14 protein-coding genes are annotated in these 18,974 nt (G+C 75.7%); 11 read left to right on the plus strand and 3 right to left on the minus strand.

Features of this window, described 5'->3' with window-relative positions; genetic code table 11:
• The first annotated feature begins 94 nt into the window (after positions 1–94).
• The 3 genes from ABZ457_RS12945 to ABZ457_RS12955 all read left to right on the plus strand — a co-directional run bounded on the left by ABZ457_RS12945 (position 95) and on the right by ABZ457_RS12955 (position 4,097).
• Positions 95–1,081, plus strand: coding sequence for an NAD-dependent epimerase/dehydratase family protein (locus tag ABZ457_RS12945; RefSeq protein WP_359157048.1), 987 nt, complete (start codon positions 95–97; stop codon positions 1,079–1,081).
• A gap of 213 nt (positions 1,082–1,294) precedes the next feature.
• Complete coding sequence (locus ABZ457_RS12950; protein WP_020610363.1) at positions 1,295–2,740, plus strand: glyceraldehyde-3-phosphate dehydrogenase; 1,446 nt, start codon at positions 1,295–1,297, stop codon at positions 2,738–2,740.
• A gap of 292 nt (positions 2,741–3,032) precedes the next feature.
• A complete protein-coding gene (locus ABZ457_RS12955) occupies positions 3,033–4,097 on the plus strand; it encodes a zinc-dependent alcohol dehydrogenase family protein (RefSeq protein WP_359157051.1) in 1,065 nt (354 codons plus the stop codon).
• A gap of 511 nt (positions 4,098–4,608) precedes the next feature.
• On the opposite strand, the gene ABZ457_RS12960 is transcribed toward ABZ457_RS12955, so the two are convergent.
• Positions 4,609–5,325, minus strand: a complete 717-nt coding sequence (locus tag ABZ457_RS12960) for a response regulator transcription factor (protein ID WP_359157053.1) — start codon at positions 5,323–5,325, stop codon at positions 4,609–4,611.
• Positions 5,326–5,588: 263 nt separating this feature from the next.
• Between ABZ457_RS12960 and ABZ457_RS12965 the strand changes: the two genes are divergently transcribed.
• The 3 genes from ABZ457_RS12965 to ABZ457_RS12975 all read left to right on the plus strand — a co-directional run bounded on the left by ABZ457_RS12965 (position 5,589) and on the right by ABZ457_RS12975 (position 9,234).
• The gene (locus ABZ457_RS12965) at positions 5,589–6,479 is read left to right on the plus strand and encodes a universal stress protein (RefSeq protein ID WP_359157056.1); all 891 of its coding nucleotides are present in this window, start codon (positions 5,589–5,591) and stop codon (positions 6,477–6,479) included.
• Between the two features lie 145 nt (positions 6,480–6,624).
• Positions 6,625–8,364: a GAF domain-containing protein gene (locus tag ABZ457_RS12970; RefSeq protein WP_359157058.1), complete on the plus strand. Its 1,740-nt coding sequence runs from the start codon at positions 6,625–6,627 to the stop codon at positions 8,362–8,364.
• Between the two features lie 246 nt (positions 8,365–8,610).
• Positions 8,611–9,234 (plus strand): CBS domain-containing protein, encoded by a 624-nt coding sequence (locus tag ABZ457_RS12975; protein ID WP_359157163.1) that lies wholly within the window; start codon positions 8,611–8,613, stop codon positions 9,232–9,234.
• Positions 9,235–9,341: 107 nt separating this feature from the next.
• On the opposite strand, the gene ABZ457_RS12980 is transcribed toward ABZ457_RS12975, so the two are convergent.
• Entirely contained in the window at positions 9,342–10,349 is a 1,008-nt protein-coding gene (locus ABZ457_RS12980) for a nitroreductase (RefSeq protein WP_359157060.1), read from the minus strand.
• 144 nt (positions 10,350–10,493) lie between these two features.
• Positions 10,494–11,177: a CBS domain-containing protein gene (locus ABZ457_RS12985; protein WP_359157062.1), complete on the minus strand. Its 684-nt coding sequence runs from the start codon at positions 11,175–11,177 to the stop codon at positions 10,494–10,496.
• A gap of 396 nt (positions 11,178–11,573) precedes the next feature.
• On the opposite strand from ABZ457_RS12985, the gene ABZ457_RS12990 reads away from it, so the two are divergent.
• The 5 genes from ABZ457_RS12990 (at position 11,574) to ABZ457_RS13010 (ending at position 18,909) form a co-directional block, all read left to right on the plus strand.
• Positions 11,574–12,101, plus strand: a complete 528-nt coding sequence (locus ABZ457_RS12990; RefSeq protein WP_359157064.1) for a hypothetical protein — start codon at positions 11,574–11,576, stop codon at positions 12,099–12,101.
• Positions 12,102–12,570: 469 nt separating this feature from the next.
• Positions 12,571–14,742 carry a hypothetical protein gene (locus tag ABZ457_RS12995; RefSeq protein WP_359157066.1) on the plus strand — a complete coding sequence of 724 codons (2,172 nt, stop codon included), beginning with the start codon at positions 12,571–12,573 and terminating at the stop codon, positions 14,740–14,742.
• A gap of 99 nt (positions 14,743–14,841) precedes the next feature.
• Entirely contained in the window at positions 14,842–16,386 is a 1,545-nt protein-coding gene (pelF, locus tag ABZ457_RS13000) for a GT4 family glycosyltransferase PelF (RefSeq protein ID WP_359157068.1), read from the plus strand.
• Positions 16,383–17,807 carry a hypothetical protein gene (locus tag ABZ457_RS13005; protein WP_359157071.1) on the plus strand — a complete coding sequence of 475 codons (1,425 nt, stop codon included), beginning with the start codon at positions 16,383–16,385 and terminating at the stop codon, positions 17,805–17,807. Before pelF ends, ABZ457_RS13005 begins: the two co-directional genes overlap by 4 nt.
• A 100-nt stretch (positions 17,808–17,907) precedes the next feature.
• Positions 17,908–18,909 (plus strand): GDP-mannose 4,6-dehydratase, encoded by a 1,002-nt coding sequence (locus ABZ457_RS13010; protein ID WP_359157073.1) that lies wholly within the window; start codon positions 17,908–17,910, stop codon positions 18,907–18,909.
• Positions 18,910–18,974: the final 65 nt, after the last annotated feature.

Consider the following 18,974-nt stretch of genomic DNA (forward strand, 5'->3'; position numbering starts at 1 on the left):
GGTCGGCAACGCGCGGGGGGCGGGCCGCGCGGCGGCTCAGCCGTCGGCGAACCCCCCCCTGACCCGTGCCCCGCACCGTGCTTGGCTGGCGGGCATGGAGATCCTGGTACTGGGTGGGACGGCCTGGCTGGGCCGTGAGGTGGCACGGCAGGCGATCGGGCGCGGGCACACGGTGACGTGTCTGGCGCGCGGGGAGAGCGGCGGCACCGCCGAGGGCGCGGAGTTCGTCTCCGGGGACCGGCGGGACCCGGACGTGTACGCGCCCCTGACCGGCCGCACGTGGGACGCGGTGGTGGAGGTGTCCTGGCAGCCGGGCTTCGTCCGGGGGGCGCTCGCCGCCCTCGGCCCGGCCGCCCGGCACTGGACCTATGTGTCCTCGGGGAGCGTCTACGCCTCGCACACCGCCCTCGGTGCCGACGAGTCGACCCCGCTGCTGCCGCCGACGGCGCTCGACGAGGTCGACCGCTCGCTGTACGGGGAGGCCAAGGCGGCCTGCGAGGAGGCGACGCGGGCCGCCGTCGGCGACCGTCTCCTCGTCGCCCGCGCCGGTCTGATCGGGGGACCCGGCGACCACACCGGCCGCACCGGCTACTGGGCCGCCCGCGCCGCGCGCGACCCGCAGGGGCCGATGCTCGTACCCGACGAGCCCGAGCAGCCCACCCAGGCGGTGGACGTGCGCGACCTCGCCGTCTGGCTGGTCCGCTCGGCGGAGGCCGGTGCCACCGGTACTTATGACGCGGTGGGGCCCGTGGTCCCGCTCGGGGAGTGGATCGAGCTCTCCCGGGCGGCCGGCGGGCACACCGGGCCGCTGGTCACCGCCCCCTCCGCCTGGCTCAAGGAGCAGGGCGTGGGCGAGTTCATGGGCCCCGGGTCCCTGGCGATGTGGCATGTCGAACCGGGCTGGGAGGGCTTCTCGGCCCGCACCGGGGCGGCGGCGCGCGCGGCGGGGCTCACCCACCGGCCCCGGGCCCGGATGCTCGCCGACACCCTGGACTGGGAGCGGGCGGAGGGTCTGGAGCGCGAGCGCCGCGCCGGGCTCGGCGCCGATCGGGAGCGGGAACTCCTCGCCGCCCTCGGCTGACCGCCCGGCCCGCCCTCCGGCGGCCGCCGCCGTCGACCGTTCCGGCCCGCCCCGCAGCGTCAACTCACCTGCGGGGCGGGCCGGTTGCGCGTCCGGGGTGGAGGCGGTCGTTCGCTGAGCGGGGTGCGGGGGCCCGCTCACGGGGGACCCCGTGAAGAGGCGAACACCTATCGGGTTAGCATATGAGCGCCGTCTAGCTCGAAAGAGAAACCTGTGACTGTCAACGAGGACTCGTTCACGAACTGGAAGAACCGCGAGGAAATCGCGGAGTCGATGATTCCGATCATCGGGAAGCTGCAGCGGGAGCGGGACGTCACCGTCCTCCTGCACAGCCGCTCCCTGGTGAACAAGTCGGTCATCAGCATTCTCAAGACCCACCGGTTCGCCCGGCAGATGGCCGGTGAGGAGCTCTCGGTCACCGAGACCCTCCCGTTCCTGGAGGCCCTCACCACGCTCGACCTCGGGCCCTCCCAGATCGACATCGGCATGCTCGCCGCGACGTACAAGGCCGACGACCGGGGCCTGTCCGTCCAGGAGTTCACCGCCGACGCCGTCGCCGGCGCCACCGGCGCCAACAAGATCGACCGCCGTGAGCCCCGCGACGTCGTCCTGTACGGCTTCGGCCGCATCGGCCGCCTCGTCGCCCGCCTGCTCATCGAGAAGGCCGGCTCCGGCAACGGCCTGCGCCTGCGCGCCATCGTGGTCCGCCGCGGCGGCGAGCAGGACATCGTCAAGCGCGCCTCCCTGCTGCGCCGCGACTCGATCCACGGCCAGTTCCAGGGCACGATCACCGTCGACGAGGCGAACAGCACGATCATCGCCAACGGCAACGAGATCAAGGTCATCTACGCCGGCGACCCGTCCGAGGTCGACTACACGGCGTACGGCATCAAGAACGCCATCCTCATCGACAACACCGGCAAGTGGCGCGACCGCGAGGGCCTCTCGGGCCACCTGCGCCCCGGCATCGACAAGGTCGTCCTGACCGCGCCCGGCAAGGGCGACGTGCCGAACATCGTCCACGGCGTCAACCACGACGACATCAAGCCGGACGAGCAGATCCTGTCCTGTGCCTCCTGCACCACCAACGCGATCGTGCCGCCGCTGAAGGCGATGGACGACGAGTACGGGGTGCTGCGCGGCCACGTCGAGACCGTCCACTCGTTCACCAACGACCAGAACCTGCTGGACAACTACCACAAGGCCGACCGCCGCGGCCGTTCCGCGCCGCTGAACATGGTCATCACCGAGACCGGCGCCGCCTCCGCCGTCGCCAAGGCCCTCCCCGAGCTGAAGGCGCCGATCACCGGCAGCTCCATCCGCGTCCCCGTGCCGGACGTCTCGATCGCCATCCTCAGCCTCCGGCTCGGCCGCGAGACCACCCGCGACGAGGTCCTGGAGTACCTGCGCGGGGTGTCCCTGACCTCCCCGCTCAAGCGCCAGATCGACTTCACCAGCGCCCCCGACGCGGTCTCCAGCGACTTCATCGGCTCGCGCCACGCCTCGATCGTGGACGCCGGCGCGACCAAGGTCGACGGCGACAACGCGATCCTCTACCTCTGGTACGACAACGAGTTCGGCTACTCCTGCCAGGTCATCCGGGTCGTCCAGCACGTCTCCGGCGTGGAGTACCCGACGTACCCGGCCCCCGTGGCCTGATCCGCCGGACACCACCCCCGCGCCGTCCGAAGGGCGCCCGGCCGCACGCGCGCGGCCGGGCGCCCTTCGGCGTGCCGCGTATCCCCGCCCGGCCGGCGAACGGGCCCACGGACCGGCGGCGCACGCCGTCGGTCGCGGCGGCGGACTCGTCCGGTCCGGCGGGGGCCGGGCCGACCGGGCCCGGGGCGCGGGCCCGGTCGGCCCAAGCGGCGGGGGCGGCCTCGGGCGAGACTGGAAGCGGGCCCCGTGGCCTGCGGGGCCCGCCGCCCGCACACGGAACGGAGCCCGCGCCATGAAGGCACTCGTATTCCACGGACCGGGGAAGACCTCCTGGCAGGACGTGCCCGACCCCGCGATCGAGGACCCGGCGGACGCCGTGGTCCGCGTCGACACCGTGACCATCTGCGGCACCGACCTGCACATCGTCAAGGGCGACGTGCCCGAGGTGGCCTCCGGGCGCGTCCTCGGGCACGAGGCCGTCGGCACGGTCGTCGACGCCGGCCCCGGCGTACGCACCGTGCGCCCCGGCGACCGGGTGCTGGTGTCCTGCATCAGCGCGTGCGGCAGGTGCCGCTTCTGCCGCGAGAACCGCTACGGGCAGTGCCGCGGCGGAGGCGGCTGGATCCTCGGCCACCTTGTCGACGGGACCCAGGCCGAGTACGTGCGCGTACCGTTCGCGGACCTCTCACTGCACCCGCTGCCGAGCGCCGTCCGCAGCGAGGACGCCGTCCTGCTGGCCGACATCTTCCCGACCGCCTACGAGGTGGGCGTGCTCGCCGGGCAGGTCGCCCCCGGGGACACGGTGGTCGTCGTCGGCGCGGGGCCCGTCGGCCTCGCGGCGATCGCCACCGCCCGCTTCTTCACTCCGGGACGGATCATCGCGGTCGACCTCGCGGACACCCGCCTCGCCGCCGCCCGGGAACTCGGCGCGGACGCCACGGTCAACGCCGCCGAGGAGCCCGCGAAACTCGTCGAGGACCTCACCGGCGGCCTGGGCGCCGACGTGGCCGTGGAGGCCGTCGGCGTACCGGAGACCTTCGAGCTGTGCACCCGCGTGGTCCGCCCCGGCGGCCGGGTCGCCAACGTGGGGGTGCACGGCAAGCCCGCCGTCCTCCACCTGGAGGACCTGTGGATCAGGGACGTCACCATCACCACCGGACTCGTGGACACCTTCAGCACCCCGCTGCTGCTCGACATGCTGGCCTCCGGACGCCTGCCCTCGTCCCGGCTGGTCACCCACCGGTTCCCGCTGGACCGGATGGAGGAGGCGTACGAGGTGTTCGCCAAGGCGGCGGACACGGGGGCGCTCAAGGTCGTCCTCGGCGAGCCGCCCCACGACACGGTCGTCGCCGCCTGACGCGCGGCGCGCGGCCCCGGCACGCGGGCGGGCCCGGCACGCCGGGCCCCGCGTGCCGGACCCGGTCCGAGGGGCCCGTGCCCGTCCGGGGCCAGGCCCGGGTGCGTCTCGGGCCCGGTCCGGTGGGTCTGCGGCCCGGTGATGCGGCCGTCCGGGGTCCGGGCCCGGTCCGAGGGGCCCGTGCCCGTCCGGGGCCAGGCCCGGCCCGGTGATGTCGGTCGCCCGGCGCTTCCGGCCCGGGGCGCCCGCCGCCGGGCCCGGTGCGTCTCGGGCTTGGTGATGTCGGCCGTCCGGGGTCCGGGCCCGGTCCGAGGGGCCGGTGCCTGTCCGGGGTCAGGGCCCGGTCCGGTGGGTCTCGGGCTTGGTGATGTCGGCCGTCCGGGGTCCGGACCCGGTCCGAGGGGTTGGTGCCCGTCCGGGGCCAGGGCCCGGCCCGCCGCCCGGCCCGGCCCGCCGCTCGGCCCGGCCCGCCGCTCGGCCCGGCTCACCGGCCGGGCGGCGAGCCGGGCCGTCAGCCGTGGCCGTACCGCCGGTCCTCCCGCGCGGGCGCGTTCTCGTGCTCGTGCGCCTGCGCCGCGATCACCGCGGCCTGCACCCGGCGTTCGACGCCCAGCTTCGACAGCAGCCGGGAGATGTGGTTCTTGACCGTCTTCTCGGACAGGTACAGCCGCTTGCCGATCTGGCTGTTGGTCAGCCCCTCGCCCACCAGGTCGAGCACCGCCCGCTCCCGCTCCGACAGCGCCGCCAGCCGCTCGTCCTGCGGCGGGGCCGTCTCGGGGCCGCGCAGCGAACTCATCAGCCGGGCCGTCGTCGCCGGGTCCAGCATCGACTGGCCCGTGGCCACCGTCCGCACCGCGGCCACCAGGTCGGTGCCCTTGATCTGCTTCAGCACATAGCCCGCCGCACCCGCCATGATCGCGTCCAGGAGGGCTTCCTCGTCGTCGAAGGACGTCAGCATCAGACAGGCGAGCCCGGGCATCCGGTCGCGCAGCTCGCGGCAGACCGTGACCCCGTCGCCGTCCGGGAGCCGGACGTCCAGCACGGCGACGTCCGGGCGCAGCGCCGGGCCCCGCGACAGGGCCTCGGCGGCGCTGCCCGCCTCGCCCGCGACCTCGATGTCCGGCTCGTCCTCCAGCAGATCGCCGATGCCGCGCCGCACCACCTCGTGGTCGTCCAGCAGGAAGACCCGGATGGGCCGTTCGGCGGAGAAGGCCGGTACCTCGTTCATGACTGCTGCTCCTGGGCATGGCGGCTGGGCGTGGGCGGCTGCTTCCGGGACCCGGCCCGCCCGGTGATTCGATCATCTCCGCGGGCGGGGCCCTTCGCCAGGGGCCGAACGGCCCTGTCCCACCCGGGTCGCACCGGCCCGGGCAGCGACGGACCGCCCCTCCCGGCGGCCGCCCCCGGCCGGTGACGATGGCAACAGGAGGCGGACCGCCCGGCCGGACGGACCTCAGGCACCGGGGCCGCCCCGACCACGGGAGGTGCGTCATGCGCAGGACCATCACCACAGGTGTCGACGGCTCGCCCGAGAGCGTGGCCGCGGCCGACTGGGCCGCCCGTGAGGCGCTGCGACGCGGATACGCGCTCACCCTTCTGCACGCCGGATACGTGCCGGACACCGGACACCACCCCGCGACCGCCGGCGACGGAGCCGACCGGATCCCGGCCGGCGTGGCGAGGGACCTCCGCGCCGCCCACCCCGGCCTGGAGGTCGATCCCCGCACCGTCATGGGCCCGCCCGTCGACGTGCTGCTCGCCGCCGCCGGGGAGTCGGAGCTGCTGGTCCTCGGCTCGCAGGGCTTCAGCGGCTTCGCCGGGTTCCTGATCGGCTCCGCCTCGCTGGACGTCACCGCCCGCTCCCCGGTCCCCGTCGTCCTCGTCCGCGGCGGACGTCCCCCCGGCGGACCGCCGAGGGAGACCGTGCTGCTGGGCCTCGACCTCGACTCCGCCGACGACGAGCTGATCGGCTTCGCCTTCGAGGCGGCGGCGGTGCGCGGCGCGCCCCTGGAGGTGCTGCACGCCTGGCAGCCCCCGCCGCTGTACGGCTACGCGCGCGCCTGGACGGCGCTGCCGGAGCCCCGGCTGCTCGCCGAGGACGAGCAGACCGCGCTGACGGCCGTGCTGCGCCCCTGGCGGGAGAAGTACCCCGAGGTGCCCCTGACCCGCCGTACCGTGCAGGGCCGCGCGGCGGGGGAACTGGTCCGGGCCGCCGGGGACGCGGGTCTCCTGGTCGTCGGCCGCCGGGCCGGCGCGGGCGACCGCCTGGGGCCCGTCGTCCACGCGGTCGTGCACCACGCCCCCTGCCCGATCGCGGTCGTCCCGCACGGCACGGCCCCGGGCGCGGACCGCACACGGGCCGACGCGGCCGGGGACGCGTGACGGGACGCGGGCGGGCACGGCCCCGCCCGCGCTCCCCGGGGGACGGTCCCGGGCGCGGTATGCGCCCGGGACCTACCGTGGGAGGGCGGCGGAAGCCGCCGGACCGTCCCGGAGGCACGGTGAGCCAGGTCGTCGCGGAGGCACGATGAGCGTCAGTCCGGAACACCTCGGCCGGCTGTCGAAGCTGCGGCTCGACGAACTCCTCGAAGAGGTGCGGGTCAGGATCGAGGACGTCCGCAGTACCCGGGACCGGGTGCACGGCCTCCTTGAGGCCGTCCTCTCCGTCGGCCGGGGCCTCGAACTGCCGCAGGTGCTGCGCGGGATCGTGGAGGCCGCGACCACCCTGGTGGACGCCGAGTACGGGGCCCTCGGTGTGATCGGCGAGGACGAGACCCTGTCCGAGTTCATCCCCGTGGGCGTCACCGCCGAGCAGTGGGCCGCCATCGGCGAACTGCCCAGCGGCCACGGGCTGCTGGGCGAGCTCATCCGGCACCCCGAACCCCTGCGGCTCGCGGACCTGGCCGAACACCGCGCCTCCGCCGGCTTCCCGCCGCACCACCCGCCGATGCGGTCCTTCCTCGGTGTCCCCATCCGGGTCCGGGACACCGTCTTCGGCAACCTCTACCTCACCGAGAAGAGGGGCGCCGCCGAGTTCGACGCCGAGGACGAGGCGGTCGTCGCCACCCTCGCGGTGGCGGCGGGCGTCGCCATCGAGAACGCCCGGCTGTACGAGAACGCCCGCCGGGGCCAGCGCCGGGCGGCGGCCGACTCCGAGGTGACCGCCGCCCTGCTGTCCGGGCGGCCGCGCTCGGAGGTCCTGGAACTGATCCTGGGCCACGCCCGGGACTTCGCCGACGCGGACCTCGGCCTGGTCGCAGTGCCGGCCGAGGGCACGGGCCGGCTGCGGGCGGCCGTCGCCGCCGGGCCGGGAGCCGAACGCCACCGGGGCACCCTGCTGCCCGCGACCGGCTCCCTCGCCGCCGAGGCGTTCGCGGCGGGGGAGCTGCGGACCACGGCCGACCTCGGGCGGGAGCCCCACGCCGACGAGGCCGCCGCCGAGCGGTGGCGGGACCTCGGCCCCGCGGTCGCCGTGCCGCTGGGGACACAGGGCCGCGAGGGCGTCCTGCTCCTCGCCCGCACCCGGGGCCGGCCCGCGTTCACTCAGACGGAGACGGATCCGCTGGCGGGCTTCGCCGCCCGGACCGCCCTGGCGATGGAACTCGCCGAGCGCCGCAGCGACGCCCAGGAGCTGGCGCTGCTGGAGGACCGCGACCGCATCGCCCGCGACCTGCACGACCTGGCCATCCAGCGGCTCTTCGCCACCGGGATGACCCTCCAGAGCGTCCAGCGGTTCGTCGACCACCCGCAGGCGGCGGAGCGGCTGCGCAGAGCCGTCGACGACCTGGACGAGACCATCAAGATCATCCGGTCCACCATCTTCGGGCTCCGCAGCCACGAGTCCGAGGCCGCCGCGCACTCGCTGCGCGGCGCGGTGGTGGAGGCCGTGCAGCGGGCGGCGGCCGCGCTCGGCTTCTCGCCCGCCCTGCGGGTCGAGGGCCTGCTCGACACCCGCACCGACGGCCCGGTGGGCGAGCACCTGGTCGCCGTGCTGGGGGAGGCCCTGACCAACGCCGCCCGGCACGCCCGCGCGAGTTCGGTGGACGTCCGGGTGGTGGTCGCCGCGCGGGAACTCTCCCTCACCGTGACGGACGACGGGGTGGGCGCGCCCCCGGGCACGGAACGCGGCGGGCTGCGGAACATGCGCGAACGGGCCGAGGCGCTGGGCGGCAGCTTCGACCTCGGACCCGGCCCGGACGGCCGCGGCACCCGCCTGAGCTGGCGCGTCCCGCTGCCCACGGCGGACACCGGCCCGGGTCCGGACTGACGCGCCGGGGCGCCGCCGCGCCCGGGGCCCGCGCACGGCCCGTGGCCGGGGGCCACCGGCACGGTCAGGGCCCGGCCCGGGCGGGACGTACGGATGGGCCGGGGGGCCGGTCGGCCCTATCGGGGGCCCGCCGCCGGGTGGGACCGTGAAGCGAAGGCCCGCCCCGGGAAGGGAGCAGCCGCCATGACGCACAGGACGCCCCCCGCGCCACGGACCCCGCACCCCGTCCGCACCGTGCGGGACATGATGACCTCGACCGTCGTCGCCGTCGGCCCGGCCGCCGGATTCGGCGACATCGTCCGCGTACTGCGGCAGTGGCAGGTGAGCGCCGTGCCCGTCGTCGACGACGAGGGCCGGGTCCTCGGCGTGGTCTCCGAGGCGGACCTGCTGCCGAAGGAGGAACTGCGCACCGCCGCGCCCGGCCTGATCGACCAGCGCAACCGCCTCGCCGACTACGCCAAGGCCGCGGCCACCACGGCCCGCGAGCTGATGACCGCCCCCGCCGTGACCGTCGCCGCCTCCGCCCCGCTGCCGCGCGCCGCGCATCTGATGGCCCGGCACCAGGTCAAACGGCTGCCGGTCGTGGACGGCACCGGCACCCTCAAGGGCATCGTGAGCCGGGGCGACCTGCTGAAGGTCTTCCTGCGCCCGGACGAGGAACTGGCCGAGGAGGTCCGCCACGAGGTGGTCGACCGGCTGTTCCCGGTCTCCGGCCACGGCGTCCGGGTCGCGGTCGACCAGGGCACGGTCACCCTGACCGGCGCCGTGCGGGACGCGGACCTCGTGGCGGTGGCCGAGCGGCTGGCGCGGGCGGTCGACGGGGTGGTGGACGTCCGCTGCCTGCTCACCGCGCCGCTCACCGGCACCTGAGCCGCGCGTGACGCGTGAGCGCACGAGCGACACGTGAGCCGCACACGAGCCACGCGTGAGCCGCGCGCAGGCCCGCACCCCGCGGGCCTGCGCGCACGCGCCTCGCGTCAGGCGCGGTGGACGATCTCCAGGACCTCGGCCACCGGCCGGCGGGGTGTGGCGGGGACGGGCGGTCCGTAACCGAGCCGCAGGATCATCTGGGGGTGGCCGACCGCGAACGGGTCGCGTACCGCCCAGCGGAACTCGGGCCGTTCGAGGGCCTGGGAGCTGAGCGCCGTCGACAGTCCGTCCACGGTCGCCCGCAGCAGCACCCGTTCCATGGCCTGGCCCGCGACCAGCCAGTCCGGGGGAGCGTCGTTCCGGCTCCCCAGCACGGCGAGGCACGGATGGCTCTCGAAGACGGCCGACGGCCGCCCGGCCACCGAGTTCGCGGGCTCGAAGTCACGGACCGGCGCGCGTCCGTCCCAGCGCCGGGGACCGAGCGACGCGGCCGGGATGCCCGACGCGGCCGGGGCGCCCCCGGCGGGCGCTCCGGGCGTGCCGGTGCGGACCCAGCGCTCGGTCTCGGCCCGGATCTCCTCGGTGGTGGCCTCCTGGTACGCGGCGTCCTCGGTGAGTTCGAGGACGGAGTCCACCTGCCAGTCCGACAGGAAGGTCAGCCGGCAGCCCTCCGCGACCGCCGCGCCGCTCAGCGCGTCGCGCAGCTCCGGGGGGACCGGCTCGCCGGTGAACGGCTCACGGCTGGTGCGCCGCCGGGGGAGCGCTTCGTACAGCTCCGCCAGGCCCTCGGGGTCGGCGTCCGACCGGCGGAAGGAGAGCTCGGCGAGCAGCTCGGGCTCGTCGGGCGAGGGCAGCAGGGTGGTACGCGGCAGCCAGCCGTGCCGGGCCGCGGCGACCCGCAGATTGAACAGGGCGGCCCCGCAGCCCAGGTGCTGGGCCCGGTCGCCCAGATCCGTGGCGGGCATCGACCGCGAGGGCTCCCGGCGCAGCTGGAGCAGCCCGTCGCCGGGACGGAACCGGAAGGTCCACGGCTGCGCGTTGTGCATCGAGGGCGCGGTCACTGCGGCGGCGACGAGTGCCTCCGCGGTGCCGGTGTCGAGGGGACTGGTGTCCATCACGGCCTCCTTTCCACGTGCCTCCAGCCTCGGGCCGGAAGACGTGGCGGGGCAGTGGCCGAACGGTCAGCGGGGGTGGGCCGACCGGCCCTCCCCGCCCGCCGACCGGCCACCGCGTGCGCAGGGCCACCGCGTGCGCCGGGCTCAGTCCTCCCCGTGGGCCGTGCGGGCCGGGGGCCCGGCGGTCGCACCTGCGGGTACGGGCGCGGACAGGTCCATGCGGACGTCGACGACGCCCTCCACGGCCCGTACCGCGCGGGCCAGCAGGGGGACCAGCTCCCGGTCGCGCAGCGCGCCCGTCACGGTGACGGCGCCCTCGGCGACGGAGACCGACACGTCCGCGGGCCCGGGCAGACCCGGCAGCACGTCCTCGCGGATCTCGGCGGCGATCTCCGCGTCCGGCCTCAGGAAGACCTTCAGCAGATCGCCCCGGCTGACCACGCCTTCGAGCAGCCCGCCGGAACCCACCACGGGAAGCCGTTTCACCCGGCGGCGGGCCATGATCCGGGCCGCCTCCGCGATCCCGGCACCGGCGTGCACGGTGACGGCGGGGCTGGACATCAGCCGGTCCGCGGTCAGCGCCTCCCCCGTGCCGGCCGGGTCCGGGCCCGCGCCGCCGGCCGCCGCGTACTCCGCGGCGGGCAGCAGGTCGGCCTCGGACACGACCCCGATCACGCGCCCGTCGCCCTCCAGGACGGGTACGGCGCTGATCCGGCGGTCCGCCAGCAGCGCGGCGATCTCCCGGTACGAGGCGTCGCGGCCCACCGCGACGGGGGCGTGCGTCATCACGTCGTCGACCGTGCGGGGTGTCCTGGGCGTCCTGGACATGAGTGCCGCCTCCTGTGTGTACGGGGCCTTCCCCTGCCTCCAGCGTCCCTCCGCGCCGACCTCCCTGCCCAGTGCCGTCCGGCCCATCCGGCCCCGCGATCCGGCCCGCCCCGGCGGCCGGGACCGGGCGCGCCACCGTACGCCGCCGCCGGGCGGGCCCGTGCGTGGCCCGGTATGCGCCATCGGCGAGCACGGCGGTCCGCCGGGGCGCACGCCCCGGCGCCGACCGGGCCCGCCCGCGCCCCCGCCCCGCTGCCGTGCGGGAACGGCGGGCCCACCCGGCCGGTGAAGATCGCCTCACCGTGCCTTCACGCGCCGCACACTTCCGGTCGACTCCGCCGCGTCCCCGCCCGGGCCGGGCGCGCCCCGGCGTCGCCTCTCGTAGCGTTCCGGCCCATGCGACGCACTCCGTTGAGGCGCTTCGGCCTCGCTTCCGTCCTCGCTCTCCTCCTCGCCGTCCTCGGCCTCGCCCCCACGGCGCACGCGGCTCCGCCCGGGCCCGCCGAGCTGACCTTCTCCACCGGCGCGGCCACCACCGTGCCGGGCGGCACGGTCGACGTCACCATGACGCTCACCAACCACCACACCCACGACGTGTGGTTCGTGCACCAGACGATCGACCCCACCTGGCTGACCACCCAGCGCCCGGACCTGACGTACGCCTTCACCGGCTGTACACGGGCCACCGCCGCGGGCGACGTCGACTGCGCCGGCACCGGTCCGGCGAACCTCGGGGCCAACTACGGCACCACCGTCCCGCCCGGCCAGAGCCGGACCGTGACCCTGAGGCTCCAGGTCGCCCCGGACTCCGGCTGCAACGGCAACATCGGCTTCTACTCGTACTTCTACGCCGAGTTCAGCGACGGGACGGCCACCTCCGGCGGCCCGCTCCACACCCCCGAGATCCGTGTCCTGTGTTCCTGAGGGTCGGTGTTCCTGAGGGTCCTGTGCATCTGACGGCCTGACGGCCTGACGGCCCCGTGCGAGCGCCCGCCGCGCCCCGTTCCGACGGGAGGCGGCGGGCGCTCCCGTGACCGGAAACGCTCAGTCGGCGGGGTGATCTCCGTGGTCTCTACCAATGGTGCCTCCCTGCGCCCCGGCCGTGCCGCGCGCACCCCACCGGGCGGGCGTAACGCCAGCTCGGAACCGTGCCGGCGGTCGAAACGTTCCTGCGCCCAACAGTCCTTGCGGGCAAGCTTTCTGACCATTCGTCACCTGACGTTTTCCGCCAGGTTTCGCAGGAGGAACACAAAAGGTCCACACGCGCCCCACCATGTGTCGGGACGGATGCGGCGCGACCGGTTGCCTGAGGGGGGCGGCGGCGTCCGCACGGGGGTGACGTCGGCTCCGCTGGGGGCTGCCCTCATCCCGCCCTGGGGAGGGACTCGACCGCATGAAGCGGAGCATTCGCACCACCCTGTGCACGGCCGGCGCGCTGCTGGCCACCCTGTGCGTGCCCCTGCAAGGGGCCCACGCCGACGCACCGGAACCCCGCATCGACCTGCGGGTGCTCATGGTCACCGACGGCGGCCCGGCGACCGGGGCCATCGCCGCCGAACTCACCGCCGCCGGCACCCCGTACACCGAGGTCGACCTGCGGCAGTCCGGCCGCCCGGTCATCGACGAGGACTTCCTCGCGGACACCGTGGACGGCCGCCCGCGCGCCAAGTTCCAGGCCGTCGTCCTGCCGAACGACAACCCGTTCGCCGCCGGCTCCCACGAGATGACGGCCCTGGCCGCGTACGAGCGCACCTACGGCATCCCGCAGGTCGACGCCTACACCTACGCCCGCCCCGAGGCCGGCCTGGAGTACGCGGTCCTCGCCGGGTACGCGGGCAGCGTCGACGGCGTCGAGGCCCGGGTCACCCCCGCGGGCCGCGCCGGGGCCTTCGGCTATCTCGACGGCGCGGTGCCCTTCGAGGACAACGACCCCGCGGTGGGCGAGAGTTACGCCTTCCTCTCCACCCCCGTCGCCGGCGCCGACTTCACCCCGTACGTGGACGCGCCGATCCCCGGCCGGGCCGGACGCGGCTCCCTGGTGGGCGAGTACCGGCACGACGGCCGCCGCGAACTCGTCGTCACCTTCGTCTACAACCAGCACCAGCAGCAGTTCCGGCTCCTCGCCCGCGGCATCGTGGAGTGGATGACCGGCGGCGTCCACCTGGGCGCCTCCCGCAACTACTTCGCCGTCCACGTCGACGATGTGTTCGCCGCCGACGACCGCTGGAACAGCGAACTCAACTGCACCCCCGGCGACGTGGACTGCACCGACGACGACGTCGAGCCCGACCCGATCCGGATGACGGCCGCCGACGTGGACCACGCCACCGCCTGGCAGGACGACCGCGACTTCACCCTCGACCTCGCCTACAACGGCGCGGGCAGCGCCGACCACCGCGAGGAGCACGACGGCGAGGACGCCCTCGCCGACCGCCTCCTCGCCGAACGGCACCGCTTCCGCTGGATCAACCACACCTACACGCACGCCTTCCTCGGCTGCGTCCAGGACATCTCCGTCGTCCCCTGGCGCTGCGCCACCGCGCCCGGCGGCGGCACCGCCTGGGTGAGCCGCGAGGAGATCTCCGACGAGATCGCGACCAACCGCGTCTGGGGCACCGCCGCCGGACTGCCCCTGGAGAACGGGGAGCTGGTCACCGGTGAGCACTCCGGCCTCAAGGTGACCCCGCAGCAGCCCCAGGACAACCCGAACCTCGCGCCCGCCCTCACCGACAACGGCATCACCTGGCTCGCCTCGGACAACTCCCGCGACCCGCAACTGCGCCGCGTCGGCACGGCGCTCACCGTCGCCCGCCACCCCATGAACATCTTCTACAACGCGGGCCGCGCCGCCGAGCAGGTCGACGAGTACAACTGGATCTACACCAGCCGCGCCCAGGGCGGCAGCGGTATCTGCGAGGACAACCCCGCCACCACCACCTGCCTCCCGGAGCCCCTCGACCCGGCCACCGGCTACACCGGCCACATCGTCCCGCTGGAGACCCGGATCGCCCTCGGCCATGTCGTCGCCAACGACCCGAGGCCCCACTTCATCCACCAGTCGAACCTCGCCGAGGAACGCATCGCCTACCCCGTCCTCGACGCCGTCCTCGGCACCTACGCGGGCCTGTTCGCCGACAGCACCCCGATCGTCAACCTGCGGATGAAGGACATCGGCACCGAGCAGCAGCGCCGCGCCGCCTGGCGGACCGCCCTGGCCGACGGCGAGGTCACCGCCCACCGCACCGGGAACACCGTCACCGTGCACGCCCCTGCGGGAGTCGACGTCCCCGCGACCGTGCCCACCGGGACGACCGACGCCACCGCCGGCGGCTCCGCATTCGGGACGCCGTACGCCGGAGCGGTCTCCGGCTGGGCCGCCGGGGAGGCCGGGACGCTCACCCTGACCGTCCCCGGGACCCCGGCCGCGCCCACTCCGGACGCCGTCGCCCCGCCCGCCGCCGTCGCCCCCGCGCCGGACGCGCCCGTACCCGCCGGGGTCACCCTCCTTCCCCGGTCCACCGCCGCCGAGGCCGTCCGGCCGCCGGTCCCCGCTCCCGGGAGCTGACCGCTCCGCCCGCCGCGGGCGTCACCCGACGCCCGCGGCCCGCGGAACCGGACCCCGACCAGCCCTGGACCGACCGGTCCTCGACGGTGGAGCATCTCCATGCCCGCTCTTCCCGGCGCGCCGCGCGTCACCCTGCTCACCGAAGGCACCTACCCGCACAGCCACGGCGGTGTGAGCGTCTGGTGCGACCAGCTCGTCACCGGCATGCCCGACGTCCGCTTCGAGGTCCTCGCCGTCACCGGCACCGGCGGCGAACCGGTCGTCTGGGAGCTGCCCCCGCAGGTCGCCCGCGTCCGCTCGGTGCCGATGTGGGGCCCGGCCCCCGCCGGACGCGCCCCGGCGGGCCGCCGCGCCCGCCGACTGGCCGCCGCCTACGAGCGGTTCGTCACCGCCCTCCTCGACCCGTGCGCCGAGGACGGGTTCGCCCCCGCCCTCTACGCCCTGGCCGACGCGGCGGCCGACGGACACCTCGGCCCGTTCCTCCGCGGCGACCGCGCCATCGGCGTGCTCACCTCCGTGTGGAACCGGCCCGGCCTGATGGTGCGCGAGGCCCGGCCCAGCCTGCACGACGCCGTCACCGCCACGACCCTCCTGGAGCACGCGCTGCGCCCGCTCGCCGCCGAGGCGCCCGAAGAGGGCGTGGCGCACGCGGTCAGCGGCGGCGTCGCCGTCCTGCCCGGCCTCGCCGGACGCGAACGGCACGGCGTCCCCCTGCTCCTCACCGAGCACGGTGTCTACCTCCGCGAGCGCTACCTCGGCTACCGCACCGCGCCCTACCGCTGGCCGGTGAAGGCCCTGGTGCTCGGCTTCTTCCGGCTGCTCGCCGAGGAAACGTACCGCCGGGCCGCCCTGATCACCCCCGGCAACCGTTACAACCGGCTCTGGGAGGAGCAGGGCGGCGCCGACCCCCGGCTCATCCGGACCGTCTACAACGGCGTCGACCCCACCGCCTTCCCGCCCGCCGGACCCGAACCGGAGGGGCCGGTGCTCAGCTGGGCGGGCCGGGTCGACCCGATCAAGGACCTGGAGACCCTGATCCGCGCCTTCGCCCTGGTGCGCGAGAAACAACCGGCCGCCCGGCTCCGGCTGTTCGGCGGCACTCCGCGCGGCGGCGAGGCGTACCGGGAACGCTGCGAGGCCCTCGCGGCCGACCTCGGGCAGACGGACGCGGTGGTGTTCGAGGGCCGCGTCGACGACATCACCGACGCCTACGCGGCCGGGTCGGTCGTGATGCTCTCCAGCATCAGCGAGGGCTTCCCGTTCACCCTGATCGAGGCCATGTCCTGCGGCCGGGCCACGGTCTCCACCGATGTCGGCGGGGTCCGCGAGGCCGTCGGGGACACCGGTCTCGTCGTCCCGCCCCGCGACCCGGCGGCCATGGCGGCGGCCGCGCTCGACCTGCTCGGGGACCCGGAGCGCCGACGGCGGATGGGGGAGGCGGCCCGGCTGCGGGTGATCGAGCAGTTCACCCTCCGTCAGACGGTCGACGCCTTCCGTGCGATCTACGCGGACCTGGCGCTGCGCGGCGGGACGGGGACGGCCCCGGTGCCCGTCCCGGTCGCGTCGCTGGTGGTCCCGGCAGCCGCCGCCGGGGCGCGGGCCGGGGTGCCGACGGCCGCCGTCCCCGTGGAGGCCGCCCGATGAGCGGGCCGCTGGCACTGGAGCCGCCCGGGGCGGGCGGGGAGGACACCCTCATGCTGCGGCTCGGCGGAGAGAGGACCCTCGGCGGTGAGCGGACCCTCACCCTCGCCCTGCCGGGCCACCGCGCCCGGCACGAGGACGAGGTGGACCGGCTCGCCGCCGAACTCACCGACCGCGTCGGCCCCGCCGTCCACCCCTACGAGATCGCCGCCCTGCTGGAGTCCGAGGGCCTGACGGCCGAGGTGATCCGCGAACGCTACGGCAGGGCCGACCTGTTCGCCCTCGCCTCCGCCCTCTACCAGCGGGTGCCCAGAACCTTCCCCGAACCGCCGCCGGCCCCCGACCCCTGGCGCCCGGACCATCTGCGCTGCGCCCTGCGCGGAGCCCTGTTCGCCCTGCCCGGCCTCGCCCATCTGCTGACCGCGCCGCTCTGGCGGGCGTCCGGCGCCGTACCGGCGCTGGTCACCGCCGGACTCCTGTCCTGGGCCTGGGGCCAGGGCCTCGGCCACCGCGCGCATCTGCGCCTGGCGACCGGCCGCCGCGAGGCCGCGCGCACCCTGCTCACCGGCGTGCTGCTCGGCGCGGTCCTGGCGACGGCCGCCGGTACCGCCGTCGCCCTCGCCGGCACCCGCTCCGGAGCCGGCCTCGGCCCCGCGGTTCTGCTCGCGGCCGGACAGTCCGTGTACCTGGCCGGCGCGGGCGTGCTGCTGGTCCTCGCCCGCGAACGGCTGCTGCTGGCCGCCCTCGCCCCGGTGATCGCGGGCGCCGCCCTCCTGCCGTGGAGTGACCCCGGCCCGGCCGCCCGGCTCGCGCTGCCCCTGCTGACGGTAGCCTGCACGGTCGCCGCCGCCGCGCACTCCCTGGCCGGGGCCTTCGCCACCGCCCCCGCGCCGCCCGCACCCCGGCCCCGGCTCGCCGGCTCCCTGCCGTACGCCCTGTTCGGGCTGGCCGCCGGGACGCTGGTGCTGACCGAGGGGCGGAGCGAACCGCTCGCCGTGATCGTGCTGACCGTGAGCATGGGGCCCGCCGAGTGGCTGCTCTACCGGTACCGCGGCCTGTCCGTCGCGGCGCTCCGGGCGACCGCCACCCCGGCCGCGTTCCGGCTCCGCTCGGCCGCCGTCCTGCTCGGCTGCCTCCTCGCCTATCTGCTGCCCCTGCTGCCCGGCGCGCTGCTCACCGGCTCCGATCCGGCCGCCCTGCTGCCGCTCGCCGCGCTGCTCTGGACCGCCCTGCTGCTCCAGGCGTTCGGCGTCGCCTGGCCGCCCGCCCTGGTGTGTACCGGGGCGGCGGGTGCCGCGGGCGTCCCCGCCCTGGCGCACCCGCCGCCCCACCCCCTGCTGGGGCCCCTGTGCTGCGCGGCCGGCGCGCTCGTCCTCGGCGGGTGGGTGCTCCACCGCCTCGGCCGGCCCGCCGCGCACAGCTGAGCCGCCCGGCACCCGCGCGCCCCGGTGCGCGGCCACCGCACGTCTCCGCACCACCTCCGCACGCTCCCGCACCTGTCGACGACCATGGAAGGAACCCGAGTTGACCTCCGCACCGCTCGCCGCCGTCACCGGAGCCGAAGGCTTCATCGGCTCCCACCTCACCGAGGCCCTCGTCGCCTCCGGACACCGCGTCCGCGCCATGGCGCAGTACAACTCCTTCTCCTCGTACGGCTGGCTGGAGACCCTGCCCGCCGACGTCCTCGCCGAGGTCGAGATCGTCCTCGGCGACGTCCGCGACCCCGGCTCGGTGCGCTCTCTCGCCGAGGGCGCCGACTGCGTCTACCACCTGGCCGCCCTCATCGCGATCCCGTACTCCTACCGGGCGCCGCACAGTTACGTGGACACCAACGTGACCGGCACCCTCAACGTCCTGGAGGCCGTCCGCGCCCTCGGCACCCCGCGCCTGGTGCACACCTCCACCAGCGAGACCTACGGCACCGCGCGGACCGTCCCCATCACCGAGGACCACCCGATCAACACCCAGTCCCCGTACGCCGCCTCCAAGGCCGGCGGCGACCGGCTGGCCGACAGCTACCACGCCAGCTTCGGCACCCCCGTGGTCACCCTGCGCCCCTTCAACACCTACGGGCCGCGCCAGTCGATGCGGGCCGTGATCCCCACCGTCATCGGCCAGATCGCCGCCGGGGAACGCACCATCACCCTCGGCGACCTGCGCCCCACCCGCGACTTCACCTACGCCGCCGACACCGCCCGCGCCTTCCTCGCCGTCGGCACCGCGGACGCGGACCGGGTCGTCGGCCGGACCTTCAACGCGGGCACCGGCGGCGAGATCTCCGTCGGCGAGCTGGTGACCCTGATCGGCAAGGTCATGGACACCCCCGTCGACGTACGCACCGACGAGGAACGCGTCCGGCCCGCCGACTCCGAGGTGATGCGCCTGGTCGCCGACGCCACCCGGCTGCGCGAGGCCACCGGCTGGGCGCCCGCCCACGACCTGGAGCAGGGCCTCGCCGCCACCGCCGCGTTCTTCCGCGACCCGGCCAACCTGGCCCGCTACAAAACCGGCATCTACAACATCTGACGACTCGTCACTCGTCACCTTATGCGCCACCACCGTCCCGAACGACCACCGTCACCACCACGAAG

Origin of the sequence: Streptomyces sp. NPDC005805 (genome assembly GCF_040630445.1) — a bacterium.
Classification (GTDB): Bacteria; Actinomycetota; Actinomycetes; order Streptomycetales; family Streptomycetaceae; genus Streptomyces.